The organism is Pseudomonas fluorescens (genome assembly GCF_002837185.1).
Taxonomy (GTDB): Bacteria; Pseudomonadota; Gammaproteobacteria; order Pseudomonadales; family Pseudomonadaceae; genus Aquipseudomonas; species Aquipseudomonas fluorescens_AM.
On the sequence record NZ_KZ477985.1, the window covers coordinates 280375 to 305754 of the forward strand.

Here is a 25380-nt window from a genome sequence, read left to right on the forward strand (position 1 = left end):
GGGCGGGGCCTTGGCCTCAGTGTGTGGTCGCCAGCGCGAGCGCCGGTTTGGGCCTGTGGAAAAAACGTTCAAGGTACAAGTATATGACTGGCGTGGTGAACAGCGTCAGCGCCTGGCTCACCAGCAAGCCACCGACCACCGCGATGCCCAGCGGTTGGCGCAGCTCCGCGCCGGGGCCGGAACCGAGCATCAACGGCACCGCGCCAAGCAAGGCGGCGAGGGTGGTCATGATGATCGGCCGGAACCGCGTGACACAGGCTTCGTAGATCGCCTCCTCAGGCGGCAGGCCGCGCACGCGCTGGGCCTCCAGGGCGAAGTCGATCATCAGGATGCCGTTTTTCTTGACGATGCCGATCAGCAGCACCAGGCCGATCAAGGCCATGATCGAGAAGTCCTGGCCCAGCAGCCACAGCATGATCAACGCGCCCAGGCCCGCCGAGGGCAGGGTGGAAATGATCGTCAGCGGGTGCACGAAACTCTCGTACAGCACGCCCAGGATAATGTAGACCGCCACCAGTGCCGCGAGGATCAACCACGGCTGGCTGGCCAATGAACTCTGGAACGCCTGGGCCGCGCCCTGGAAATTGCCGATGATCGCAGCGGGCATGCCGATATCGTTCTTGGCCTGGTTAAGCATGATCACCGCATCGCCCAGCGCCACCCCGGGCGCCAGGTTGAACGACAGGTTGGCGGCGGGGAACATGCCGTCATGGCTGATGGACAGCGGCCCCACCGTAGGCGGGTCGACCCTGGCCAGCGCCGACAGCGGCACCATCTCGTTGGTCAACGGTGAGCGCAGGTAAAAGTAGTTCAGGCTCTCGGCCTTGCCGCGCTGTTGGCGGTCCAGCTCCAGCACCACCTGGTACTGGTTGATTTCGGTCTGGTACTCGTTGATCTGGCGCTGGCCGAAGGCATCGTACAGCGCCTGATCGACATCGGTGGCGCTCAGGCCAAAACGCGCGGCGGCCTGGCGGTCGATCGTGATGTGGGTGATGCTGCCGCCCAGTTGCAGGTCGTTGGACAGGTCACGAAACGCCGGGTTGGTGCGCAGTTTTTCGGTGAGTCGCTGGGTCCAGGTGTTCAGTGTCGGACCGTCGTTGCTCTTGAGCACGTACTGGTACTGGGCGCGGCTGGGACCGGAGCTCAAGTTGATGTCCTGGCCGGCGCGCAGGTACAGGACGATGCCCGGCACCTTCGCCAGCTGCGGGCGGATGCGGTCGATGAACTGGCTGGCGGACACGTCGCGGTCGGCGCGGTCTTTCAAGGCAATCCAGAAGCGGCCGTTGGCGATGGTCTGGTTGCTGCCGGTCACGCCCACCGAGTGGGAGAAGGCCTGCACCGCCGGGTCGGCCTTGACGATCTCGGCCAGGGCCTTGTGCTTGGCGACCATGTCCGGGTACGACACATCGGCCGCCGCCTCGCTGGTGCCGAGCACAAAACCGGTGTCCTGCAACGGGAAGAATCCCTTGGGGATAAACACGTAGCCGACCACGGCCAGGGCCAGGGTTACCACGAAGATCATCGCCATGCTGCGTTGGTGGGCCAGGGCGCGGCGCAGGTTGCGCGCATAGCCGGCCAGCAGACGCTCGCTGAACGTGGGTTTGGCATGGGCAGGATGGGTCGGCGCACGCATGAACAGTGCCGCGAGGGTGGGCGCCAGGGTCAGCGAGACCACCACCGAAATCAGGATGGTCGAGGTGGCTGTCAGCGCAAACTCCTTGAACAGCCGCCCGACCACGCCGCCCATGAACAGCAGCGGAATGAATGCCGCCACCAGCGAGAAGCTGATGGACACCACGGTAAAGCCGATTTCGCCCGAGCCTTTGATCGCGGCCTCGCGCTTGTCCAGCCCGGCCTCCAGATGCCGATGGATGTTTTCCACCACCACAATCGCATCGTCCACCACAAAGCCCACGGCAATCACGATGGCGACCAGGGTCAGGTTGTTCAAGCTGAAGCCCATCACATACATCAGCGCGAAACTGGCCACCAGCGAAACACCGAGCACGGCCGACACAATCAACGTCGCCGACAGTTGGCGCAGGAACAGCGCCATCACCGCCACCACCAGCAGGATGGCGATCAGCAGGGTCATTTCCACTTCATGCAGGGAGGCGCGGATGGTCTTGGTGCGGTCGGTCAATACGCTGACCTGCACCGAGGCCGGCAGCATGGCTTCCAGGCGTGGCAGTGCTTGCTGGATGCGGTCGACCGTGTCGACGATATTCGCGCCCGGCTGGCGCGAAATCACCAGGTTGACCCCCGGTGTATCGCCGGACCAGGCTTGCACGTAGGCGTTTTCCGAACCGTTGATGACCCTGGCGATATCACGCAACTGCACCGGCGCGCCATTCTTGTAGGACACAATCAACTGGGCGTATTCGTCAGGGTGAAACAGTTGATCGTTGGTCGACAGGGTCGACACACTGTCGGCGCCGTAGATCGCGCCCTTGGCCAGGTTCAGGCTCGACTGCTGGATGGCCAGGCGAATGTCCGCGAGTGTCAGGCCGACCGCCGCGAGTTTGTCGGGGGAGGCCTGCACGCGAATCGCCGGGCGTTGCTGGCCGGTGATGTTGATCTGGCCGACACCGTCGATCTGGCTGATCTGGCGCGCCAGCAGGGTTTCCACGTAGTCGCTCAGTTCGGTGCCGGGCATGCTGGCGGAGCTGACGCTGAGGATCAGCACCGGGCTGTCGGCCGGGTTGACCTTCTTCCAGGTCGGCAGGCTCGGCATATCGCCGGGCAGCTTGCCGGAAGCGGTATTGATCGCGGCCTGGACTTCCTGGGCGGCGGTGTCGATGCTTTTGTCCAGGGTGAATTGCAGGGTCAACAGGCTTGAGCCCAAGGCGCTGCTGGACGTCATCTGGGTCATGCCGGGGATGGCGCTGAATTGCACCTCAAGCGGCGTCGCCACCGATGAGGCCATGGTGTCCGGGCTGGCGCCGGGTAGCTGGGCGGTGACCTGGATCGTCGGAAACTCCGCTTCCGGCAGTGGCGCAACGGCCAGGCGCGGGAAGGCAATGATGCCCAGCAGCACCAGGGCAAACGTCAGCAGCAGGGTGGCGACCGGATGATCAACGCACCAGGCCGAGGGCGAGCGACTGCCACTCATGGCTGCACCTTGGCATCGGCGGTCTGGATGATTGGCGGCGGCTCCTTGAGCACCTCCACCCGGGCGCCGGCCTTGAGCCGCGACTGGCCGTCGCTGACCAGCACATCCCCGGCCCGCACGCCCTCGATGATATTCACCTCGCTGTTCTGGTAGCGGACCTGCACCGGCACCACTTCGACGTGGTCAGCGTTGAGCCGGTACACGAAATGCGAATCCAGGCCACGCTGCACCACGGTCGGCGGCACCACCAGGGCGTTTCTGTCGAGCGCGGTCTGGATCTTGATGGTCACCAGTTGTCCCGGCCACAGCTTGTGCGCGCTGTTCGCGAACTCGGCCTTGGCGCGCAGGGTGCCGGTGCTGGAACTGATCTGGTTGTCGATCACGCTCAAGTGGCCTTCGCCGAGCAAGTCGCCGGTCTGGCCATCGGTGTCGGCGCCCAGGTAGGCATTCACGCTGGCTCTCTGGGGCGCGGCGATCAGGCCTTGCAGGCTCGGCAGCATCTGCTGTGGCAGGGAAAACTCGACAGCAATCGGGGCGATCTGGGTGACCGAGAACAACCCCTGGGTATCGCTCATGCGCAGGAAGTTTCCTTCATCCACCGTGCGAATGCCCACGCGGCCACTGACGGGGGAGCGAATCTGCGTGTAGGAAAGTTGTACTTGAGCCGCATCAATCGCTGCCTGGTTCCCCTGCGCGCTGGCCTTGAGCTGATTGACCAGTGCTTGTTGCTGGTCGTAGGTCTGCTTCGACACGCCGTCGTCGATACTCAGGGCCTTGTAGCGCTTGAGGTTGACCAGCGCCACTTGCAGCTGCGCCTGGCTCTCCCCCAGTTGTGCCTTGGCCTGGTCGAGGCTGGCGCGGATCGAGCGGTCATCGAGGGTTGCCAGCAAGTCGCCGGCCTTCACCGGCTGGCCTTCCTTGACCAGCAACCGAGTGAGAATGCCGTCGATCTGCGGGCGGATCACCACGCTGTGCAACGACAATACCGAGCCGATGCCGCTGACGAACCGGGGTACATCCTGTTGCGCCACGCTCACCACGCGTACTGGAATCGCACTGGGTGCCGCCAGCCTGGCCTTGGCGGGCCGAGTCATCGTCCAGGCTGTCACTGCCAGAACCAGAAGGGCGCCCACCAGCAGGGCCGTGTTTCGTTTTAGGTGCATAGGATGAACGCCGCAGGTGCAGTTGCAAGATTCAAGCTGCAAGCTGCAAGTTTGTGTCAATGGCTTATAACTCGGTAAACCGGTCAGCACGGTGACTGCAAACTGACAGCCGTGACAGCTGAGCTATTTGGCTTGCGGCTTGAAGCTTACCGCTGACAGCTCCAGCCCCGTATACTCACGCCTTTACACACATTGCTGCGCCGGAGCCCTTATGACTTCCCCGATCCAACCCCCCGTTGAAGCGGTCGACGCCGACGGCGTTGAAAAAGCCGAAATCCCGGCGTTCAAGTTTCCCTTCAAGCCGGGAGAACTGGCCGGGGCCAGGCCGGCCGGCCAGCCTTGGTACAAAGGTGGCGCCAGGAACGGCCATACCAAGACCCCTGGTATGGCGCCGCCGGGCACACGCCGTTCGATGGGTAAACGTTGAGAGTAATACCGGTGCACGCCGTATAGGCATTTGCCTACAACTCGCGTCGATATTTCTGCTTGTAGGTCCGCGACCGTTTCTTGAAAGCTTGCCCAGCATCGCCATGCCCTGATCAGCTGTCGGGATATGGCGATGCCGCCCTCTCTGGAAAAGGACGTTTCCCGTGGCCCTGATACACCTTTGTGTGGCGCTCGCTCTCCTGCTGTCGGTGGAGGCCGTGGTCGCCGTCGAGCCGCCGCGACGCGAAATCCGCTTCGCTGTCGCTGCGCATTTCCCTCCCTTTCAAAGCCGAAACCCGCAAGGGCAATTGGTGGGGCTCAATATCGAATTGGGTAACGCCTTGTGCGTGCAGCTCAACGTGCATTGCACCTGGGTCGACCAGGTCGTCATGGAAAATTTTCCCGCCCTCGACGCCAGGCAATTTGACGCGATCATGGGGATGGCGCCGACCTTGATCCGACAGCAATGGGTCAATTTCAGCGATGACCTTTACCCGATCACCACCCGCCTGGTGGCACGCAAGGATTCAGGCTTGAGACCGGACAGGCAGTCACTCAAGGGCAAGCGCGTCGGGGTTCGGTTAAGAAGCAACCGTGAAGCCTTTGCCCTGTCCCGCTGGGCGCCTTCGGGCGTGTACATCAAGAGTTTCTGGCTCAATGACCAACTGGTGGGCAGCCTCCTCGCGGGCGAGATCGATGCAACCCTGCAAGGCACCGTGGAAATCCGCGAAGCGTTGCTCGACAAGCCCGAAGGTATGGATTTCGCTTTCATGGGCCCCCCGGTGTCGTCCGAGCTGTTGGGCAGCAGTGTCGCGATTGCGTTGCGCAAGACCGATACCGTCTTGCGTACCGAACTCAACCGCGCCCTGGAGCAACTCAAGCAAAACGGCGAATACCAGCGGATTCTCCAGCCCTACCGCCTCGACACAGCGCCCACTGATCCATCAACACTCAGGCCGCCCGCAACGGGATAAACGCGTAATTGGCCGGCACCTCGGTGGCAATCTGCGCCCCGGCGTCCAGCAGTTGTTCGGCAATGTCCATGGCGGACACATGAAACACCCACTGATTGGCCGTCATCGGCTGGGCAGTCGCCGTGTCAATGGCCTGGGCGAACGCCTGCATATCCGGGAGATACGCCGTGAACCCGTCGCCCTTGAGCGCCGTGGTACGAATCCCCAGTAGGGCGCACACGGACTCCTTGGTTTGCACATCATCACGGTCGGCCTGGCGTGAACGGCGGATCAGTTCCGCCAGTTCAGCGTCCATCAACTCACCGCCAACGATCAACGCCGGCCCCTGTTCCCAGGACTCCGGTGGACAATCCTTGGCGCTCGGGTTCAACGGGATATGCGGATTGATCTCCATCGGATAGATCCGGCACACCAGCGGGCGTCGTTCGTAAATGCCGCAGCGATTGTCTTCGTCAAGATTCCGACAGCGCCCGGCGTTGTACGCGGCGAAGGTGATTGCCACAAAGGCCTCGGTATTGCCGCTGGGGACCACCACTGAACGGCGCTCGGCATGTTCACGCTGCTGCTGGGGCAACCCCAGGCCGCTGGCGAGAAAACCTTCGACCAGCACGATCACGTTGCCGCCGTCCGCCGCCCAGTGACGGGCTTCTTCGAGGGTCAGGGGCACGTGGTGATCGGAGCAGCATTTGCCGCAACCTACGCAGGAAAAGTGAGTGTTCATGGCGGATCTGTCACCAGGCAAGGTCAGAAGGCAAGCGAGAGCGGTGACGGGTTTTGACCTCTGTCCACCGCTTGGCCTATCTGGAAGCAAGTTATGCGCCAGTGAGCGTCAGTCCTCGGCCACCACGTCGCGCAGCACGAAGCCCATGCCTGCGCTTTCATACAATTGCCGCGCGCGCAGATTACGCTCCAGCACCTTGAGATCCACATAAGGTTCGCCACGTTGCTTGAACACGTGGAAGGCATGCAGCAACAACGCCCGGCCCAGCCCCTGGCCTTGCGCGCAGGGGTGTACCGAGAGGTTCCTGATAAAGGCACTGGTCCAACAGACCGCCACGCCGAGAATGCCATCAGCATTGCTGGCCACCAGGCACAGACGCGGGTCGAATTCGGCATCGGTAATGAATTGCCGGCGCCACTGTTCAAGGCTTACCACACGGCCACCGCCCTGATCCTGAGTCATGCGCACTACCGCGTGAATGGCCGGGGCCAATTCATCGCGGTAGTGATCCAGTTGCGTACCGGCCGGCCACTGCGGGGCAGGCAGGCTTGCGCTCAGGTCGCGCCGCAGCAGCTGGAAATATTCAGCCAAGGCTTACAATCCTTTTTGCGCCACGGTTTGCGCAGCGACTACCAGGCACTTGGTCAGCTCAGGGGAGGAAAACTTGGTCAGCACCGCATCGGCACCGGCCAGGCGCGCTTTCTCACTGTTCATCGCACTGTCCAGGGAGGTGTGCAGCAATATGTAGAGCTGCTGGAAGTCCGGGGTTTCGCGCAAGGTGCGGGTGAGGGCATACCCGTCCATCTCGGACATTTCGATGTCCGAGACCACCACATTGATCTGCTCGCCGGTGCCTTGCAGCTCCAGCAATACATCGATGGCTTCCTTGGCGCTGCGTGCGGTGTGACAGGTCAGGCCGAGGTTGCGCAAGGTGTGCACCGATTGCTGCAGCGCCACTTGGCTGTCGTCGACCACCAGAATGCGCGCGTTGCCGAGGACTTCGGCTTCCTCCATGGTCAGGTCGGTCGGCGCGGCTTCGATCGGCGCCGGGGCGATGCCATGGATGACTTTTTCGATATCCAGCACTTGCACCAGGCCACCTTCCACCTGGGTCACCCCGGTAATGAACGCGCGATTGCCGCCGGAGCCATAGGGCGGCGGACGGATATCGGTGGTCAGGCAATGCACGATCTTGCTCACCGCCTGCACATGCAAACCCTGCTTGGAACGGCTGACATCGGTGACGATCAGGCAGCCGCCGTTCGGGTCCAGCAACGGCATCTCACCCAGGGCGCGGCTCAGGTCGATCACGGCCAACGAGTTACCGCGCAACGTGGCAATGCCTTTGACGTGGGGGTGCGACTCCGGCAGTTTGGTCAGCGGAGGGCAGGGGATGATTTCGCTGACTTTCAGCAGGTTGATCGCCATCAGCTTGCCGCTGCGCAAGGTAAAGAGCAGAAGCGAGAGTGAGTCTGCGCGGGCTTTGGTGGTGGACATAAAAACCTTCTGTGGATCAGGGAAGACGATCTTCTATGGAAGGTTATCGACTTGGGGGGCCTGGGCTTTAACCTGATTTTGTGTCGAGTCCCAATGTGGGAGGGGGCTTGCCCCCGATGGCGGTGGGTCAGTCACAGATGCGCTGACTGACACTCCCTCATCGGCGGCAAGCCCCCTCCCACCCACCTTGGATCGCTGTCAGCCTTTCCATACTTGCGGGTTCACCAGGTCCTGCGGGCGCTGGCCGAGCAGGGCGCTGCGCAGGTTGTCCAGCGCGCGGTTGGCCATGGCTTCGCGGGTTTCACCGGTCGCCGAACCGATGTGCGGCAGGGTCACCGCATTGCTCAGTTGGAACAGTGGCGACTCGGCCAGCGGTTCCTTCTCATACACATCCAGCCCGGCGCCACGAATACGCTGGGTTTGCAGGGCTTCGATCAGTGCCGGCTCGTCCACCACCGGGCCACGGGAAATGTTGATCAGGATGGCACCGGGCTTCATCAGCGCCAGCTCCCGGCGGCTGATCAGGTGACGGGTCTTGTCGCTCAAGGGCACCACCAGGCAGACGAAATCCGCCTCGGCCAGCAACTGATCGAGGCTGCGAAACTGTGCGCCCAGTTCCTGTTCCAGCGCGCTCTTGCGGCTGTTGCCGCTGTACAGGATCGGCATATTGAAGCCCAGGCGCCCACGCCGGGCCACGGCCGCGCCGATATTGCCCATGCCGACGATGCCCAGGGTCTTGCCGTGCACATCGCAGCCGAACAATGGTGCACCAACGCTGGCTTTCCACTGGCCGGCCTTGGTCCAGGCATCCAGTTCGGCCACGCGGCGCGCGCTGCTCATCAACAGGGCGAAGGCCAGGTCGGCGGTGCTTTCGGTGAGCACGTCAGGGGTATTGGTGAGCATGATCCCGCGCTCATTGAAGTACCCGACATCGTAGTTGTCGTAGCCCACCGACACACTGGACACCACCTCCAGGTGGCGCGCGCCTTCAAGCTGTTCGCGGCCCAGCTTGCGGCCCACACCGATCAACCCATGGGCATGGGGCAGGGCTTCGTTGAATTGCGCGTTGATGTCCCCCAGCTTGGGATTGGGCGCGATCACCTCGAAATCCTGTTGCAGGCGCTCGATCATGTGCGGCGTGACACGGCTGAAGGCGAGGACAGTCTTTTTCATGGCAGGCGGGCTCATCGACGACGAAAGAATGCCAGGCACGCTAACATTCCCGCCGTTAATTGTCAGGACACCGCAGTTCTAAAGTGGGCAGGTTCTTAATGTGGGAGGGGGCTTGCCCCCGATTGCGGTGTGTCAGTCAAAGATGCTCAAACTGACCCACCGCTATCGGGGGCAAGCCCCCTCCCACAGTTGATCCGTGTTGTCAGACAGGAATCAATTCGCCATCCGCACGCCACCCAAACCACCGCTCAATTCATACGCCACCAGCTCCGCCTGGTGCGCGGCGAGGATTTCCGGCAACGAACCGCGCAGGTATTCCACCCAGGTCTTGATCTTCGCATCCAGGTATTGGCGCGACGGGTAGATGGCGTACAGGTTCAACTCCTGGGAGCGGTAGGTCGGCATCACGCGCACCAGTGTGCCGTTGCGCAGCCCTTCGATGGCGGCGTACACCGGCAGCAGGCCGACGCCCATGCCGCTGGTGATGGCGGTTTTCATCGCATCGGCCGAATTCACCAGGAACGGCGAGCTGTTGATCGCCACGCTTTCCTGGCCTTCAGGGCCGTTGAAGGTCCATTTGTCCAACTGGATCACCGGACTGACCAGGCGCAGGCAGGCATGGTTGAGCAAGTCCTGGGGCCGCTGTGCGCAGCCCTTGGCTTTGACGTACTCCGGCGAGGCGCAGGCGATGCTGTAGGTGATGCCCAGGCGTTGCGAGACGAAACCCGAATCCGGCAGTTCGCTGGCCAGTACGATGGACACGTCGTAGCCCTCATCGAGCAAGTCCGGCACGCGGTTGGCCAGGGTCAGGTCGAAGGTCACATCGGGGTGGGTGCGGCGGTAGCGAGCGATGGCGTCGATCACGAAATGCTGGCCGATACCGGTCATGGTGTGCACTTTCAGTTGCCCGGCGGGCCGCGCGTGGGCGTCGCTGGCCTCTGCTTCGGCTTCCTCGACGTAGGCGAGGATCTGCTCACAGCGCAGCAGATAGCGCTTGCCTGCCTCGGTCAGCGCAATGCGGCGGGTGGTGCGGTTGAGCAAGCGGGTTTGCAGGTGGGCCTCAAGGTTTGAGACCGCGCGCGAAACGTTGGCGGTGGTGGTGTCCAGTTGCGCGGCGGCGGCGGTAAAGCTGCCGGCCTCTGCAACGCAACTGAACGCGCGCATGTTTTGCAAGGTGTCCATGGGGTGTTCTCAAGGGAGATGGCAAATTGTGACATGAAGTTGCGCACAGGTGTGTATCCGCTCGGCCTGGCGCGTCAGGACAGGGTCCAGGCTTCACTGACTTTCGCCTCATAGTGCGGCAGGTAGGCCACCAGCACATGATTGAATGCCGCCAGCGCCTGGCTGCGGTTTTCAGCAGTGGGGGCCGCAGTAGCGGTGTGCGCCTGCCGGGTCAGTGTTTCAACCGCCGAAGCGAGCGCCGCAGTGATGCGCTTGAGCGCGTCGAGTTCGCTAGTCAGCACCGTGCCAGGGTGTTGTTCGCCGATCCTGTCGAGCAGTGCTTGAACATCATCGGCATGCTGGTGCAGGTACGCGTCCCAGGCGTGTGATTGTTCGCACGATTGCAGGCAGTTTCGGGCGATTGGCAACAGATGGTCCAGGGACTGGTTGCCCACGTGCTCCGTGCGCAAGGTCTGCCGGGTGCGCAAGGACTGCAGGTCAAGGCCGCTGTGCTGCTTGACCGGAGGCGGCAGCGTCAGGTCACGCGCTTTGCTCACCGTATGACGGGTGAGCAGCACCACCGGCTCCCCGTGCTTGATTTTAACCAGCACCTGAGTGTGCGACGGTTTGGCGGGGTCGAGCAGCGACTCGCTGATCGAGCGGATCAGGTGGTCCCACTCGAAGGTCTGCTCGCCAATCGCCGACAGCGCCTGGCGCAGGCTTTTCTTCAGCGCATCGGCAGATTTGATCGGGGCAATGTCGATCGTCAGGTAATCACCGCTCAGATGCGGGTCATCCCGTTTGCGATGGCTGATCTCAATCGTCACCCCTTTGCCGCTCCCTGCCTGTGACGACGCCGTGATGCCGGACGAGCCGCTCAGCGTCCGGGATGGGGCTGTGAGCGTGTACACCTTCAACGAATCGGGTCGAAGCAATGCGCGATGTTGATCGATCAGGGCGCGTATGGCGCTGTCCTGCTCGGGATCGATACGCGAGTTGGCCTTGAGCCGTACATAGCGTTCCAGCAGCGAGCAGGCGTGTCGGTGGTCTGTGCTCAGGCAGCGGTTCAGTTCGAAAGCCGGCAGGCACGCGCTGGCCCGCAGGGTGAACCGCCGGCTGCTGTCGGCCACGTGGGTTTTCATCGCAGTGAGCAGCGTCACTGCATCGTCGTCCCGGCGTTTGGAATCGGCCATTTGTTGCCGCGCCAGTGTCGGCGCCATGTCGTGAAGACCGAGGATATCCAGCTCTTTGCTCAAGCGGGTGCATTGCAGAGTCAGCGTCAGGGTGGAATTCACGTTCAATAGGCTGAAAAAATCCATCGCGACCTGGCTGTGTACATTCAGCGCGACGCCTTTTTCGCTGATGACCGGCGCACAGGCGTTGTGCAACACGGGTAATTCCACTCCGGCCAGGCCTGCACGGTCCAGTGCCTGTCGAACGTAGGGCTGACTCAGCGCCGAATAGGCCCGGTGTCGATGCAGGTGGCGACGGTCGCTCACCAGCTCGCGCAGTTGCCCGATCGTGCCTGCGATGCTTTCGCTCAGCGACGTGCGTATCGAGCTGCTGCGGCTGTCGGCGTAATGCTCCAGGCTGGCGTACGTGCGGGACATCACATGTCCCAGGCTGAGTTGCTGCTGAGACTGACCTTCACTCAGATCCGTCAGCGTGGACTTGAGCTTGCCTTGCAGGGCGATCACACGAGTGCTTTGCACCCGTTGGTCCGGGCCGGTGTGCAGGTGCGAGTCGATGGCCAGATGCGGCCCTGCACTGAGCTGGCGCGTTGACCCCAACGGGTAGTCAATGCCGAGATGACGATGGTTGCTGCGCTCCCCACCCTCGCGAACGTAGGCCAGTGAAGTCAGTAACCGTTGCGTCAGGCGTTGATGCCGGCCGTCGCTGATCACTGCGCGAAACTGCCATTTCAGGGCGCGGCACAGTGTGTAGTCCGCCTCGACATCCGGGTGTCGGCGGGTGCGATGTTGCTTGAGCAGGTGTTCGGCCTTTTTGAAGAAGGCGTAGAAGTCCGGTAGCTCATCGGCCGACAGTTCCAACCGCTGTTGGCTGTTGCACAGGCGGTGGTGCAGCGCCTCGATGGCGAGCCGTTGGCGTTGATCGCCGCCAAGCGGCTCCAGCTTTTCCAGTATGTAGTCGGCGATCCAGCGCACATCTCTTTGCAGAGGAAGCGTGCCGGGGCTCAAAGGCCAAGGCGTCATGTGCAGCTGCCGTTGCAGCACTGCGGTGGTGTCATACAGGGGCGGATGGGTCGACTCTGGGCTGGAGACGCGAAGCATCGGGTGTTCCTGAGACGGAGAGGGCTCACGATTGTGAAGGCTGGTAAGGCCGGGCGATGTAGGAAGAGTTCCGGGGACTCTGGAAAACTGTCTGAAGCGTGCGCGCCCCGCCTGGATTATCGTCGGAACGGTAATAAAGATTCACAGGAATGCCCGCTTATCGTTCCCGGTCGTGCCCCCTAGAATTGCGCCACTTTCCCCGCGTCAACCACCTCAGGAATTCGCAAGCCGTGCCGCGTCGCATCAGCAGAGAGCTGAAGACTCTCAGTGTTTGGGCCCTTACGCTCGCCATCAGCGGCTGCATCGGCACCGGAAGAATCGGCCCCCAGGGCCAGTCGTTGAACGTCAACCAACTGGCCACCGACGAAGCGATCCAGAGCGCCGCCAGCGATGCCCATTGGCCCAGCGTCCAATGGTGGCAGGCCTACGGCGATCATCAACTGGACCGTTGGGTCGACCTCGCCACCCAAGGCAGCCCCAGTCTGGCCATGGCCGCCGCACGGGTGCGTGAAGCGCGGGCGATGGCCGGGGAGGTCGAGTCGGCAGAGTCCCTGCAGATCAACAGCGACACCACCCTCAAGCGCCACAACTGGCCAAAGGATCAGTTCTATGGCCCCGGCGAGTTGAGCGGTGCGAACACGTGGGACAACAATGCGTCCCTGGGTTTGAGTTACGCCCTCGACCTGTGGGGGCGCGAGCGCAATGCCACCGAGCGTGCCGTCGACCTGGCCCACATGAGCGTCGCCCAGGCGCGCCAGGCCCAGCTCGAGCTGCAGAACAACGTGGTGCGCGCTTATATCCAGCTGTCCTTGCATTACGCCGAGCGCGATATCGCCGCGGCCACCCTGGCCCAGCAAGAGCAGATCCTGGACCTGGCCAACAAGCGCCTGAGCGCCGGGATCGGCACACAGCTGGACGTCAGCCAGGCCCAAACCCCGTTGCCGGAAACCCACCGGCAACTGGACGCGCTGGATGAGCAAATCGCCCTGAGCCGCAACCAACTGGCGGCGTTGGCCGGCAAAGGTCCGGGGGCAGGCGCGCAGTTGCAGCGCCCGAGCCTGTCGCTTGGCGCTGCGTTGAGGTTGCCCTCGACCTTGCCCGCGCAGTTGCTCGGCCAGCGCCCTGATGTCGTCGCCAGCCGCTGGCAGGTGGCGGCCCAGGCGCGGGGTATCGATGTCGCCCACGCGGGCTTCTATCCCAACGTCGACCTGGTCGGCAGCCTCGGTTACATGGCCACCGGTGGCGGCATGCTGGCGTTTCTCGCGGGCCAGAAATTCAACTACAACGTCGGCCCGGCAATCACCCTGCCGATCTTCGACGGCGGGCGTCTGCGTGCCGCGCTGGGTGAAGCCAGCGCCGGTTATGACGTTGCCGTGGCGCACTACAACCAGACCCTGGTGAATGCGCTCAAGGGCATCAGTGACCAGTTGATCCGCCGCGAGTCCATGGACAAGCAGGCGGCATTTGCCGCGCAATCGGTGGCGTCGGCGCAGAAAACCTACGACATCGCCACCATCGCCTACCAACGCGGCCTGACCGACTACCTCAATGTGCTGAACGCCCAGACCCTGCTGTTTCGCCAGCAGCAGGCAGCGCAACAGGTACAGGCCGCGCGCCTGAGCGCCCACGCCGAACTGGTGACCGCCCTGGGCGGCGGCCTTGGTGCCGGCGACGATGTACCGCGCGACAACCAATCCCTCCCCAGCAAGACTCCGGCGGCGCTGGCCGTGTTCGATCACTGAGTAAATGGCGATGACTCCCTTGCCTGCACCCCTGCGCTGGCTGCACTCACTTGAGTGGCGCCGTGGTTTTTTCGACTGGGCACGCAGCGATGGCGTGACCTGGGTGTATATCTTCAAGGTGCTGCTGGCCGCATTCCTCACCTTGTGGCTGGCGATGCGCCTGGAACTGCCGCAGCCGCGCACCGCCATGATCACGGTGTTTATCGTGATGCAACCGCAGAGCGGCCAAGTGTTTGCCAAGAGCTTTTACCGCTTTCTCGGCACGCTGGCCGGATCGGCGGTGATGGTGTTGCTGATCGCATTGTTTGCGCAGAACACCGAACTGTTCCTCGGCGCCCTGGCTATCTGGGTGGGCATCTGCACCGCTGGCGCCACGCGTAATCGCAACTTTCGCGCCTACGGGTTTGTGCTCGCCGGCTACACGGCGGCGATGGTCGGTTTGCCGGCGTTGGCGCACCCGGACGGCGCCTTTATGGCGGCGGTGTGGCGGGTCTTGGAAATCTCCCTGGGGATTCTCTGCTCGACGCTGGTCAGCGCCGCGATCCTGCCGCAGACCTCCAGCGCCGCGATGCGCAATGCGCTCTATCAACGTTTCGGGGTGTTCGCGCTGTTCGTCACCGACGGCCTGCGAGGTCGCAGTCAGCGTGAAGGCTTTGAAAGCGCTAACGTGCGCTTTATCGCCGAGGCTGTCGGCCTGGAGGGCCTGCGCAGCATCACCGTGTTCGAAGACCCGCATATGCGCCGGCGTAACGGTCGGCTCAGTCGCCTCAACAGCGAGTTCATGGGCATCACCACACGCTTCAACGCCTTGCATCAGTTGCTGGCACGACTGCGCGCCGACGCAGCCGATCATGTGGCGGCGGCGATCAAGCCCGGCCTGCAGGACCTGGCCGAGGTGCTCGACGGTTTCTCCGGACGTGCCCTGACCAGCCCCGACGCGGCGCGGCTGGTCAACGTGCTCAGCGCCTACCGGGACAGCTTGCCCGCCAAGGTGCGCCACCTGCGCGCGACCTTCCAGGAAGGCAACCCCACCGAAGCCGAGCAATTGGACTTTCATACCGCCTACGAGCTGCTGTACCGCTTCGTCGACGACCTGCACAACTACGCGCAAACCCACGCGTCCCTGGCCGATCACCGCCACGCCCGGGAAGACTGGAACGAGGTCTATACGCCGAAAACCAACTGGCTGGCCTGCGCTGCCGCCGGCCTGCGCGCCTCGTTCATCCTGATCGTGCTCGGCAGTTACTGGGTAGCCACTGCCTGGCCCAGTGGTGCAACCATGACCTTGATCGCAGCCGCCACCGTCGGCCTGTCCGCCGCCACGCCCAACCCCAAGCGCATGGCCTTCCAGATGGCCTGCGGCACTTTGATCGGTGCGCTGGTGGGCTTTGTCGAAATGTTCTTCGTGTTTCCCTGGATCGACGGCTTCCCATTGCTCTGCACGATGCTCGCGCCGGTGATCATTTTCGGCGCTTTCCTCGCCTCACGTCCGCAATACGCCGGGGTCGGCGTGGGCTTGTTGATCTTCTTCAGCACGGGCTCGGTGCCGGATAACCTGACGGTCTATAACCCCTACACCTTTATCAACGACTACATCGCCATGGTCATCGGCATGCTGGTGTGCGCGGCAGCCGGAGCGATCATCCTGCCGCCCAACAGCCGTTGGCTGTGGCGGCGTCTGGAGCAGGACCTGCGCGAGCAAGTGGTGTACGCAATCAGCGGCAAGCTCAAGGGCCTGGCGTCGAGCTTTGAAAGCCGCACCCGTGACCTGCTGCACCAGGCCTATGGCCTCGCCGCCGGGCAGCCGCAGGTGCAGCGCGACCTGCTGCGCTGGATGTTCGTGGTGCTGGAGGTCGGTCACGCGATCATCGAATTGCGCAAGGAACAGGCGATCCTGCCGGTGCATCCGGCGTATGCCGAATCCCAGCCGTGGCGCCAGGCCATCCGCGTCATGGGGCGCTCGCTGGTGCGGCTGTTCCTGCAACCCAGCGCCAGCAACCTGGAGCGCGGACTGATCGCCGTCGACCATGCGCTCAGCCGCGTGCAGGCCACCGACGAACCCTTCGCCCCGCACTTCGACACCTCGGCCCTGCGCCGGGTGAAAAGCTACCTGCACTTTATCCGCACCTCGTTGCTTGACCCGCAATCGCCGCTGGCGGCGCTCAAAGGATCTGCAAATGCCCCGTGAAATCGCCTTCCACGGCCTTTACATGCCGACCATGACCCTGATGTTCCTGATCGCGGCCGTCCTGGCCTGGGCCCTGGATCGATTCCTGGCCGGGTTCGACCTGTACCGGTTTTTCTGGCACCCGGCGCTGCTGCGCCTGAGCCTGTTCGTTTGCCTGTTCGGCGCCCTGGCGCTGAGCGTCTACCGTTGAGAATGCCCTGATGAAAAAGTTTTTCAGCCTGCTCGCGACCCTGCTGGTGCTGGCGTTGGCGATCTGGATTGGCCGCACCTTGTGGGTGCACTACATGCAGACGCCCTGGACCCGCGACGGCCGCGTGCGTGCCGATATCATCAACGTGGCGGCCGATGTTACGGGCGAAGTGGTGGACGTGCCGGTGCGCGACAACCAGTTGGTGAAAAAAGGCGACCTGCTGATGCAGATCGACCCCGAGCATTACCGCATCGCGGTCAAGCAGGCGCAGTCGCTGGTGGCTTCACGCAAAGCCACCTGGGAAATGCGCAAGCTCAATGCCCATCGCCGCGCCGACCTGGATGCCCTGGTGATCTCCAGGGAAAACCGCGACGACGCCAGCAACATAGCCGATTCGGCCCTGGCCGATTACCAGCATGCGCTGGCGCAACTGGAAGCGGCTGAACTGAACTTGAAACGCACCCACGTCGTGGCAGCTGTCGACGGTTATGTCACCAACCTCAATGTGCATCGCGGCGACTATGCGCGCATCGGCGAGGCGAAAATGGCCGTGGTGGACATGAACTCGTTCTGGGTCTATGGCTTCTTTGAAGAGACCAAGCTGCCCCACGTGAAGGTCGGCGACAAAGCCGATATGCAATTGATGAGCGGCGAGACGCTCAAGGGCCACGTGGAAAGCATCTCCCGTGGCATCTACGACCGCGACAACCCCGAGAGCCGCGAACTGATTGCCGATGTGAACCCGACCTTCAACTGGGTGCGCCTGGCCCAGCGCGTGCCGGTGCGGATTCACATTGATGAAGTGCCGGAGGGGGTGTTGTTGGCGGCGGGTATTACCTGCACGGTGATCGTCAACCCAACGCAAAACTAAAAATGTGCGAGGCTTGCCCTAATGCCGGTCAGTTAGCGCAGATCCCCCGTGGGAGGGGGCTTGCCCCCGATAGCGGTGGTTCAGTTAATCAATCTGGTGAATGACACACCGCTATCGGGAGCAAGCGCCCTCCCACATTTTTTGACCGCGTCAGGCCTTGATAAAGGTCTCATGTAGGTGCCGCCAAAGCAGCGCGCCACTGGCCTGCTTCTCGAACACTACCGTGGCGCGGCGATCTGTCCGGGTGCCGCTGTCGTCCACCTGATGCTCGCGATAAGTCACCGTGGCGCCCCGCGCATGGCGATCAATCCCGGCCATTTCACTCAAGGTGATTTTCAAGCCCGGCCGCATTCCGCCCAGGCGCGTGAACAGTGCATTGACCCCTGCCGCATTGACCCGCGTGCCGGTGGCGGGTGCAACCATGCTGAACTCAGGCGAGAAACGCGCCAGTAAATTCTGCAAGGTGCCCTCAGGGGCGACGCCGGAAAACCATTGCTCGATCTCGACGTGGGTCTGGATTACTTCTTCAAAAAAATCGCTGTAGTCAATCATCGGTCAGGCTCGCTGGAGGGGTGAAGCAGTGCGTGAACCCGGGACGCATCGAGGCGCAGCACTGCGAAAACGGGCAACAGGGTCAGGGCTGCGGCCATCGTGAAGGTTATGGCGAAAGAATCCAAGGCCGACAGCACTGCGCCGAGCACGGCGGCGCCTATGCAGAAGCTCAATTGCCGATTGATATTCCACAACGCACTGGCGTGCCCCATGTGCTCGGCGGGGATGTCGAGAAAGGCCAGGGTCTGCGCGGTGCTGCTGCACAGGCTGCCGCCCAGGCCCATCAACGCATAGGCGGGAATGATCAGCATCGGCTGGTTGAGTAGCAAGATGCCGACGCATTGCAAGGCCATGCCCATGAGCAGCAGAGGCTTGGGCCCACAGCGGTTGAAGAGCTTTTTGCTCAGGTAAATGGCCACTGCCGAGGCCAGTGCCCACGGCAACATGAATGCGCCGGTCCGGGTTGCGTCATAACCGAGTCCGCGCAGGTAAAGGATGGCGATCAGGCTGGTGCCGATAAAGACGCCGGGGATGCACAGGTAGACCAGCATCGCTACGCGCAGCAACGGGCTGGCGAGTTGTTTGACGATGCTGCCCAGGTCCAGGGTCGGACGCGCCGTCACGGGCACGTCAGGTTTTATCCACAGCAATGCCAGCGCCAGGGTGATCAAGGCCAGGGGCAGGTTGGCGTAGAAAATCCAGCGCCAGGACAGGCTGTCGACAATCAGCCCGCCCAACGCTGGGGATAACGCCGGCACCAGCAAGGCCACCGACATCACCCGCGCCGTCAACTGGCTACGCTCGGCGGCAGGAAAGTGCCGGTAAGCCATGGCTTGCCCAACGAGAATCAGCAAGCCGCCACCCAGCCCTTGCAGGGCACGCCAGCCGATCAGCGCATCGATCGAATCGGCCTGGCCGACCATCATCGATGCCCCGGCGAACACCAGCAGGCTGATAACAATCAACGCTCGCTCCCCCATGATCGCCGCCAGCCACACACTCAAGGGGATGATCAGGGTCAGCCCGAGCATGTAGGCGTTGCTGATCCACGCCAACTGCGTGACCGAGGCGTGCAGTTCGTGGGCGATATCCGGGTAGGCGACGGTGGCGACAAACATGTTCACCAGGTCCAGGGCAAAGCCCAGCAAAAAGATCCAGGCGACTTTCGAGCGGTAGGTCATGAAGGCGATCCTGCGAATGAAGCGGGCAGGGTAGGCGGGATAAGTGGCTTGGGCTACGTCGGTTTGCCTGCTAGTTTGTCAAAAATATTTTGACAAAGGAGGGCGCGGCCCATGGTCAGCCTGGACCGTTTTGACACCTTCAAGGCCGTGGTCGAAGCCGGCTCACTGACGGCGGCGGCCGATTTGCTCGGGCAAACACGCGCCGTAGTCAGCTTCAACCTCAAGCGCCTGGAGGCAGAGCTGGGGGTTACCCTGCTCACGCGCAGCACCCGCCAGTTGGCACTGACCGACGCGGGCGAACGCTTCTACCTGCGCTGCACGCGCATGCTTGAAGAGGCGTGTTTGGCGGTGGAAGAAGCCCGCTGCGAACACGCCCAGCTCAAAGGCACATTGCGTATTACCACCACCGTGGAATACGCCCTGGCCGTGGTCGCCCCGGCGGTTGAAGCGTTCCGTCGCCTGCACCCGGACCTCAATGTGCACTTGTCCACATCCTCCACCCATGCCGACCTGATTTCCGAGCGTTTTGACGTGGCGATCCGCTTGGGGCGCCTGCTGGACTCCAATCATCGGGCGTTACAGTTATCCACATTCGAGGTGTTCGCGGTGGCGGCGCCACAGTTTGTCGGGGTGCGCCATCTGGAAGATCTGGAACAGGTGCCCAGGTTGGGGCATGGCCGCCTTACGGAACTGACTGTAACCGATCCGTCGGGCGGCGAGCATTCCTACCGCGCCGGCCCCGCTGCGCTCATGGCAGACAGCGCGGCAGTCCTTCAGGCATTTGCCCTGCGCGGCCACGGCGTGGCGGTGTTGCCGCAATGGCTGGTGCAGGACGATCTGGAGGCCGGACGTTTGGTGCGCTTGCTGGCGGACCATCGCTTCGCCCCGCAAGGGGTCTACGCGGTGTATCCGGATACCCGGCATTTGCCGCTGAAGGTGCGGGCGTTTATGGATTTTATGAAGGGGTAATGTCAGGTGGTTAGTTGGCGGATCACATTTACGAGGACAGGCGCGAAAGGTTTCAGTCGGTTGTTGACGTCTGGAATGCTCAACTCTTCCATCAAGAGATTAAGCAACTCGACATTTTCTACTTCAAGTTCTACGCCGCCCTCATACAGGAGGGCTTCCACCAGCGTTTTCCTGGCATTAACCAGTGCTCGGTTGTTTTCATGGCTGTCGCCCAGGTTGAGCACTCTAATAGCGGCTGTTGCCCTGGCTGTCAGTCCCTCCACCCGTCCGGACATATAAAACTTAAGTTCAGTTTCGCATTCATCCATCAGCGGTGTAAGTGGCAATACCTGATGCCCGTGGGCTTTGTCGCATTGTTTGGACCTGTCGCAGCTGGCAACGATGTTGGAAAAGTCCACTGTACGGTTCGGCGCGAGCTTTTGAGCTTGGACGTGCTCGTTGCGAGCGCTATCTGCGGTGATTTGATGGCAACAGTAAGCGCACAGGCCATGTTGTTCTTCGATACATGCCTGACGAATGGATTGACTGGGTTCTTGTGTCAAGTCCGGGTAGCGACCCTTTGGGTTGGCGCGTTTCCATTGCGTCAGTGCTGCCGGCTCATCTCCTTTCGTGATCTTACGCACTGCGCAACTCCAGCTTGCGAATCAGAAGGGCGGCTTTGATGAGCTCGATATGGCCGGGAGGCAGATCGATTGAGAGCTCTTCGAACAGGGCCTTGGCTTCTTTCAGCTTTTTGTCTTGCAGTAATTCCAGCATGCGATCAAGACGGGCTTGAACCTTGCTATTGCGAACGTCGGTGTCCATAACACTGAGCAGTACTTGATTGGCATCCAGGCCATAGAGGCCGTTTCGCTCTTCCAGTTCACCGTCGTCGAGGACGTAGCACAGAATGTCCTTTGTATCGCTGATCACCAACGGAGAATGCGTTGTGAGTATGAATTGGCAGTTGGGGAAGGTATCGGTGAGTTGGTGTATGAGACGGCGCTGCCATTTTGGATGAAGGTGCAGGTCCACTTCATCAATCAGCACGACACCCGTGCCTTCGAGCGGATTTGCAAGTGCCGGGTTCATCATTGACAGCCGGCGAGCGATATCGCCAACCAGCGCCATCATTGATTTTTCGCCCTGGGAAAGCTGCGAGACGTTTAGCGTGCGTTCACCTTTATCAATGGCCATGTGCAGTCGAGGCTGGCGTTGTACACGAAGATTACTGAAGCCTGGCATAAATGCAGTGATCGCCGATCTTACAGCGGTCAGTTGCGTGTCACGGGACGCGACGTGCATATTTTTCAGTTCGGAAAGCAAAGAGTCGTTGGGCGCGGAAACTATTTTTTGCAGGTGTTCTAAAACAGCTGATGGAATTGTGGTTTCGTTTTCGGTGTCTTCTTTTTCACGAAACCATTCAAAAAAACGACCGAAATCCACACTGCCACTGAGCGCGTTGTCGTACCCATCAATCTGATCAAGAGGCAATTTTGACCTTCTTGTAGCCAGCGGTACATCAATCACCGACCGTTCCACAGCATAAGAGACGATCAGAGGTAGAGATGCGGTTTCATCCACGATATTGAAGTGGATGCGATAGTGATCAGCGAGTTTCGTGGAGCCGCCAAGCTCGCTACTCGCTCTGGAGATACGACCTTTACGCGTACGCGCCAGAGTCCAGGAGTAAGAAGCAGGCTTCGAGCTTCCAGGGTGAGTTGTGTCGACGACGTCTACTTCAATAGACGCTGTTGGGGTCGAATTGGTTATCAGGTCCTCTGGAATTGAGGTGCCACTTCCTCCTTCAGTTCTAATTCTCGCGACGAGCCAACTTAACGACGTTGTGATGGATTTCAAAATCGTTGTCTTCCCCGCCCCGTTATTCCCCACAAACACCGTCACCTTCGACGCATGTTTTTCGGTCGGCGCAAAGGCGACTTCCAAGTCGGTAAAACGACCGACGTTATTCAGTCGAATTTTTCTGATTTCCATCGCATTACCCTTGTGGGGTCAGTCAGTTTCAAGAGGAAGGCGGCGATTATGGCACTCATCCGGGGTTTTGGCAGGTAGGCTTCACGCCTGCTTACAACACACCACCCAACCCAAAGCGCTTCTTCAATACCTTCTCCAGCAATCCCTTGGGCAACAGCGCCGCCATCAACGGCAACGCCCGGCTGCCATTGCCCGAGCGCAGCAGGCGCGGTGGTTGCGCTTGTTGCACGGCCTTCAGCACATCCGCCGCAAACTCACTGGCCGGGGTTGGTTTGTCTTGAGAGGCCTGGCTGCGGGCGCGAATGCCTTCGCGCAACGGCCACCATGGCGAGTGTTCGTTGATCAGCAATTCGGCCTGGGCGCCGGCATTTTTTGCAAAGCTTGTATTGATTGCGCCGGGCTGTACTTCCATGACCCGCACACCAAACGGCGCCAGTTCCATGCGCAACGCATCGCTCAAGGCATGCACGGCGGCTTTGGAGGCGCAGTAGGCGCCCGCAAACGGCGTGACCAGTACACCGGAAACGCTGCCGATATTCACCACCAGGCCCTTGCGCTTACGCAGTGCGGGGAACAGCGCCTGGGTCACGCCGACGATGGAAAACACATTGGTTTGGAACTGACGTTGCATGGCGTCGGTGCCGCCATCGAGCAGCGGGCCCATGGCGCCGTAGCCGGCGTTGTTGACCAGCACATCCAGCTCGCCCAACTGCGCGGCCAGTTGCTGCAAGGCTGCGCTGTCGTTGACGTCCAGTTGCACGGCATTGAAACCGGCGGCGGTAAGGGCGGCGACGTCATCGGGTTGGCGGGCGCTGGCCCACACCTGGAAACCTGCAGCGTTAAAGGCATCGGCCAGGGCGCGGCCAATGCCGCTGGAGCAACCGGTGATCAGTACGTTGGGCATGGATCAATCCTTTGTCAGTCCGAGAAACTGCCTTGCAGGTGCTCGGCACGAAATTCCAGGGTTTGCGGGCGGTAGCCGGGGCGCAGCGGTGGCGTGGGCAGGCAGTCGTCCCAGGTGGCGCCGGCTTGTAGTTCACCAGGGCCACGATAGCGTGGGGCGGCGTAGACGTTGTCGGCCAGGTTGACCGTGTCGCCCGGTGCATAAGCAGCGACGCGCCAGCGCAGTTCGGCAAGGGGGACGTTGTTGCCGTTATTGAGGGTCAGCTTCAGCGGCCGGTCGGCCGGGCATTCCTGCGGGGCGTAGGTGATGCGCAGTTCCAGGCGGGCCAGTTGCGCGGCTTCACGGTTGTCCAGCCAGACTACCCACACGGCGACCAGACCCAGGCCGACGGCGGCGGCCAGCGATACCGGCAGGGCTTTGGCCGGGTAGCGCAGCAGCAGGATCAGCCAGGTGATGATCAGGAGAACGCCGAAGAACATGGAGGCCACCTCGAATAGGGAATGAGCATCCTAACTTAAGCGCAGGTGGGATTGCTTACCTTCAGAGGTGTGTTGGTTGGGCGGACGCCATCGGGGGCAAGCCCCCTCCCACCTTTGAATGTATTCACAACGCTAGTGTGGGAGGGAGCTTGCCCCCGATGAGGCCCTTACAGTCAGCGCAAGGCCCAAACAAAAAGCCCCCACCCAGCCCACTGCGGATAGGGGACGCAATGGGCTGGGTGAGGGCTTCTTGTACGACTGTTTTACTGCGCGATAGTTTTCACCGACACGCCACGTTCAATCGGCGTGGAGCGCCCGTAGATATCTTCGAAGCGCTCGATATCGTCTTCGCCCAGGTAGCTGCCCGATTGCACTTCGATGATCTCCAACGGGATCTTGCCCGGGTTGCGCAGGCGGTGCACCGAGGCGATCGGGATGTAGGTGGACTGGTTCTCGCAGAGCAGGAACACGTTGTCGTCACAGGTGACTTCAGCGGTGCCGCTGACCACGATCCAGTGCTCGGCGCGGTGATGGTGCATCTGCAGCGACAGGCACGCGCCCGGCTTGACCGAGATGTGCTTGACCTGGAACCGCCCGCCCATGTCCACCGAGTCGTAGGAGCCCCACGGACGATAGACTTCGCAGTGGTTCTGGGTCTCGCTGCGCCCCTGTTCATTGAGGGTGTTGACCATCTGCTTGACGCCCTGGACCTTGTCCTTGTGGGCAATCATCATCGCGTCTTTGGTTTCTACCACCACAATGTTGTCCAGACCGATCACCGACACCAGCTTGCCGTTGCCGTGCACCATGCAATTGCGGCTGTCCTGGATCACCACGTCGCCTTTGCTCACGTTGCCGTTGGCGTCTTTGTCATTGACCGCCCACAACGATGCCCAGCAACCCACGTCGCTCCAGCCGGCGCTCAACGGCACCACACAGGCGCGCTGGGTTTTTTCCATCACGGCGTAGTCGATGGAGTTGTCCGGGCAGCAGGCGAAGGTGGCTTCGTCGAAGGTCACGGTGTCGGCGGTCTGCTCGCTGCGTTCCAGGGTCAGCACGCAGGTGTCGTAGATGTCCGGATCGTGCTTTTTCAGCTCTTCCAGGAAACGGCTGGCGCGGAACAGGAACATGCCGCTGTTCCAGAAGTAGCCGCCGCTTTTGACGAACTCGATGGCACGTTTTTCATCGGGTTTTTCCACGAACTGCTGTACGCGGCTCACGCCTTCGGGCAGCAGCGAATCGTTGGTGGACTTGATGTAGCCGTAACCGGTTTCCGGACGGGTTGCCGGCACGCCGAACAGCACCATTTCGCCACGCTCGGCCGCCACTGTGGCCAGGGCCAGGGCGCGTTGCAGGGCTTTCTGGTCGTCGATGACGTGGTCGGCGGGCAGCACCAGCATCAGTTCGTCACGGCCTTCATTGACCAGCATCATCGCGGTCAGGGCGACCGCCGGCGCGGTGTTGCGGCCAAACGGTTCCATCAGGATGCGCTGGCACTCAAGCTTGCGCGCGCTCAGTTGCTCGTTGACGATAAAACGGTGGTCCTTGTTGCAGACCACGATAGGGGAGTCCATGCCTTCGAACACCAGGCGCTCCAGGGTTTGCTGGAACAGCGTGTGCTCGCCGGTCAGGGCCAGGAATTGCTTGGGGAACTGTTTACGCGAAAGCGGCCAAAGACGTGAGCCGCTACCACCGGAAAGGATTACTGGGATCATGGGTGTTTCTCCTAAAGATAGTTGGGAGCTGCAAGCCACAAGCTGCAAGTAACAGCTTTTCACTTGCAGCTTGAAGCTTGTCGCTCATTACTCACGC

Annotated in this window: 22 protein-coding genes; 7 read left to right on the forward strand and 15 right to left on the reverse strand. The window is 61.7% G+C overall.

The genetic code is table 11. The features are described 5' to 3' along the window. Positions 1 to 16 precede the first annotated feature (16 nt). Together CIB54_RS01405 and CIB54_RS01410 are read right to left on the reverse strand one after the other, a co-directional pair. On the reverse strand, positions 17 to 3112 hold the full coding sequence (locus tag CIB54_RS01405) for a multidrug efflux RND transporter permease subunit (RefSeq protein WP_101218263.1): 3096 nt from the start codon (positions 3110 to 3112) through the stop codon (positions 17 to 19). Then, the gene (locus CIB54_RS01410) at positions 3109 to 4275 is read right to left on the reverse strand and encodes an efflux RND transporter periplasmic adaptor subunit (RefSeq protein WP_101218265.1); all 1167 of its coding nucleotides are present in this window, start codon (positions 4273 to 4275) and stop codon (positions 3109 to 3111) included. The genes CIB54_RS01405 and CIB54_RS01410 overlap by 4 nt, the downstream gene beginning before the upstream one ends. 211 nt (positions 4276 to 4486) lie before the next feature. On the opposite strand from CIB54_RS01410, the gene CIB54_RS01415 reads away from it, so the two are divergent. Both CIB54_RS01415 and CIB54_RS01420 read left to right on the forward strand, forming a co-directional pair. Further along, a complete protein-coding gene (locus CIB54_RS01415; protein WP_065951665.1) occupies positions 4487 to 4702 on the forward strand; it encodes a hypothetical protein in 216 nt (71 codons plus the stop codon). Between the two features lie 163 nt (positions 4703 to 4865). Next, entirely contained in the window at positions 4866 to 5675 is an 810-nt protein-coding gene (locus CIB54_RS01420; RefSeq protein ID WP_101218267.1) for a transporter substrate-binding domain-containing protein, read from the forward strand. Here the strand turns inward: CIB54_RS01420 and CIB54_RS01425 are convergent. From CIB54_RS01425 to CIB54_RS01450, 6 genes are all read right to left on the reverse strand, one after another. Beyond that, positions 5653 to 6396, reverse strand: a complete 744-nt coding sequence (locus CIB54_RS01425) for a YkgJ family cysteine cluster protein (protein WP_101218269.1) — start codon at positions 6394 to 6396, stop codon at positions 5653 to 5655. The two genes, CIB54_RS01420 and CIB54_RS01425, sit on opposite strands and share 23 nt — an antisense overlap. 108 nt (positions 6397 to 6504) lie before the next feature. Further along, a complete protein-coding gene (locus CIB54_RS01430) occupies positions 6505 to 6987 on the reverse strand; it encodes a GNAT family N-acetyltransferase (RefSeq protein ID WP_101218271.1) in 483 nt (160 codons plus the stop codon). A gap of 3 nt (positions 6988 to 6990) precedes the next feature. Beyond that, a complete protein-coding gene (locus tag CIB54_RS01435; RefSeq protein WP_065951669.1) occupies positions 6991 to 7893 on the reverse strand; it encodes a chemotaxis protein CheV in 903 nt (300 codons plus the stop codon). Between the two features lie 198 nt (positions 7894 to 8091). Beyond that, entirely contained in the window at positions 8092 to 9066 is a 975-nt protein-coding gene (locus tag CIB54_RS01440; protein WP_065951670.1) for a 2-hydroxyacid dehydrogenase, read from the reverse strand. A 213-nt stretch (positions 9067 to 9279) separates the two neighbouring features. Further along, positions 9280 to 10248, reverse strand: a complete 969-nt coding sequence (locus tag CIB54_RS01445) for a LysR family transcriptional regulator (protein ID WP_065885842.1) — start codon at positions 10246 to 10248, stop codon at positions 9280 to 9282. Positions 10249 to 10322: 74 nt separating this feature from the next. Next, on the reverse strand, positions 10323 to 12518 hold the full coding sequence (locus tag CIB54_RS01450) for a hypothetical protein (protein WP_101218272.1): 2196 nt from the start codon (positions 12516 to 12518) through the stop codon (positions 10323 to 10325). Between the two features lie 230 nt (positions 12519 to 12748). On the opposite strand from CIB54_RS01450, the gene CIB54_RS01455 reads away from it, so the two are divergent. The 4 genes from CIB54_RS01455 to CIB54_RS01470 are packed head-to-tail and all read left to right on the forward strand — an operon-like array spanning position 12749 to position 17509. Further along, positions 12749 to 14260 carry an efflux transporter outer membrane subunit gene (locus tag CIB54_RS01455; protein WP_101218274.1) on the forward strand — a complete coding sequence of 504 codons (1512 nt, stop codon included), beginning with the start codon at positions 12749 to 12751 and terminating at the stop codon, positions 14258 to 14260. 10 nt (positions 14261 to 14270) lie between these two features. After that, positions 14271 to 16448 carry an FUSC family protein gene (locus tag CIB54_RS01460; RefSeq protein WP_101218276.1) on the forward strand — a complete coding sequence of 726 codons (2178 nt, stop codon included), beginning with the start codon at positions 14271 to 14273 and terminating at the stop codon, positions 16446 to 16448. Beyond that, entirely contained in the window at positions 16438 to 16638 is a 201-nt protein-coding gene (locus CIB54_RS01465) for a DUF1656 domain-containing protein (RefSeq protein ID WP_003171907.1), read from the forward strand. The genes CIB54_RS01460 and CIB54_RS01465 overlap by 11 nt, the downstream gene beginning before the upstream one ends. A 10-nt stretch (positions 16639 to 16648) precedes the next feature. Beyond that, entirely contained in the window at positions 16649 to 17509 is an 861-nt protein-coding gene (locus CIB54_RS01470; RefSeq protein ID WP_065951674.1) for an efflux RND transporter periplasmic adaptor subunit, read from the forward strand. 150 nt (positions 17510 to 17659) lie between these two features. Here the strand turns inward: CIB54_RS01470 and CIB54_RS01475 are convergent, their stop codons facing one another. Both CIB54_RS01475 and CIB54_RS01480 read right to left on the reverse strand, forming a co-directional pair. Beyond that, positions 17660 to 18061 (reverse strand): DUF4440 domain-containing protein, encoded by a 402-nt coding sequence (locus tag CIB54_RS01475; protein ID WP_065951675.1) that lies wholly within the window; start codon positions 18059 to 18061, stop codon positions 17660 to 17662. After that, the gene (locus tag CIB54_RS01480; protein ID WP_101218278.1) at positions 18058 to 19242 is read right to left on the reverse strand and encodes an MFS transporter; all 1185 of its coding nucleotides are present in this window, start codon (positions 19240 to 19242) and stop codon (positions 18058 to 18060) included. The genes CIB54_RS01475 and CIB54_RS01480 overlap by 4 nt, the downstream gene beginning before the upstream one ends. Positions 19243 to 19353: 111 nt before the next feature. On the opposite strand from CIB54_RS01480, the gene CIB54_RS01485 reads away from it, so the two are divergent. Beyond that, on the forward strand, positions 19354 to 20211 hold the full coding sequence (locus CIB54_RS01485) for a LysR family transcriptional regulator (RefSeq protein WP_101218280.1): 858 nt from the start codon (positions 19354 to 19356) through the stop codon (positions 20209 to 20211). A gap of 2 nt (positions 20212 to 20213) precedes the next feature. Here CIB54_RS01485 and CIB54_RS01490 read toward each other — a convergent pair whose 3' ends face one another. The 5 genes from CIB54_RS01490 to CIB54_RS01510 all read right to left on the reverse strand — a co-directional run bounded on the left by CIB54_RS01490 (position 20214) and on the right by CIB54_RS01510 (position 25283). Next, on the reverse strand, positions 20214 to 20834 hold the full coding sequence (locus CIB54_RS01490) for a retron system putative HNH endonuclease (protein ID WP_065951678.1): 621 nt from the start codon (positions 20832 to 20834) through the stop codon (positions 20214 to 20216). Then, positions 20827 to 22185 carry an AAA family ATPase gene (locus CIB54_RS01495; RefSeq protein WP_065951679.1) on the reverse strand — a complete coding sequence of 453 codons (1359 nt, stop codon included), beginning with the start codon at positions 22183 to 22185 and terminating at the stop codon, positions 20827 to 20829. The genes CIB54_RS01490 and CIB54_RS01495 overlap by 8 nt, the downstream gene beginning before the upstream one ends. Positions 22186 to 22276: 91 nt before the next feature. After that, the gene (locus CIB54_RS01500) at positions 22277 to 23089 is read right to left on the reverse strand and encodes an SDR family oxidoreductase (RefSeq protein ID WP_065951680.1); all 813 of its coding nucleotides are present in this window, start codon (positions 23087 to 23089) and stop codon (positions 22277 to 22279) included. 14 nt (positions 23090 to 23103) lie between these two features. Then, positions 23104 to 23568 carry a multidrug transporter gene (locus tag CIB54_RS01505; protein ID WP_065951681.1) on the reverse strand — a complete coding sequence of 155 codons (465 nt, stop codon included), beginning with the start codon at positions 23566 to 23568 and terminating at the stop codon, positions 23104 to 23106. Positions 23569 to 23831: 263 nt separating this feature from the next. Next, positions 23832 to 25283, reverse strand: coding sequence for a mannose-1-phosphate guanylyltransferase/mannose-6-phosphate isomerase (locus CIB54_RS01510; RefSeq protein ID WP_065951682.1), 1452 nt, complete (start codon positions 25281 to 25283; stop codon positions 23832 to 23834). Between the last annotated feature and the right edge of the window lie 97 nt (positions 25284 to 25380).